Origin of the sequence: Lacrimispora sp., from assembly GCF_032078915.1 — a bacterium.
Classification (GTDB): domain Bacteria; phylum Bacillota; class Clostridia; order Lachnospirales; family Lachnospiraceae; genus Lacrimispora.
This window is the reverse complement of the sequence record NZ_DAMAUN010000152.1, coordinates 7,728-8,027: the sequence shown is the minus strand read 5'-3', so window position 1 is coordinate 8,027 and position 300 is coordinate 7,728. Positions and strand designations below refer to the sequence as shown.

At 46.7% G+C, this 300-nt stretch carries 1 protein-coding gene; it reads left to right on the top strand.

Annotation, left to right across the window (positions count from 1 at the left end; genetic code table 11):
* The first annotated feature begins 17 nt into the window (after positions 1-17).
* Positions 18-128, top strand: coding sequence for a phage holin family protein (locus tag RT269_RS30305; RefSeq protein ID WP_442913842.1), 111 nt, complete (start codon positions 18-20; stop codon positions 126-128).
* Positions 129-300 lie beyond the last annotated feature (172 nt).

Here is a 300-nt window from a genome sequence, read left to right as displayed (position 1 = left end):
TGTGTGAAGTACACACCATCCAGCAGATCGCTACAGCAGCATTTACAGCAATCACCCAGGGAATCCTGGCCGCCGGACTGAGTACGTACGTTGATCAGCTAATGAAACAGTCTGGTAAAAAAGAATAAGAAGCCACAGTGACAGGGGTCTGGGAGTTACCCGGGCCCTTATCATATGACGCATAGATCAAAAATGGCGGGTTTTCAAAAACCCAGCCCGCCTATTTCCTTTTTCTTAATTCTTTTCTGATCCTGGGTTCGATCCCTCTGCGTTCCATTTCGGCCATGATGTTTTCAAATT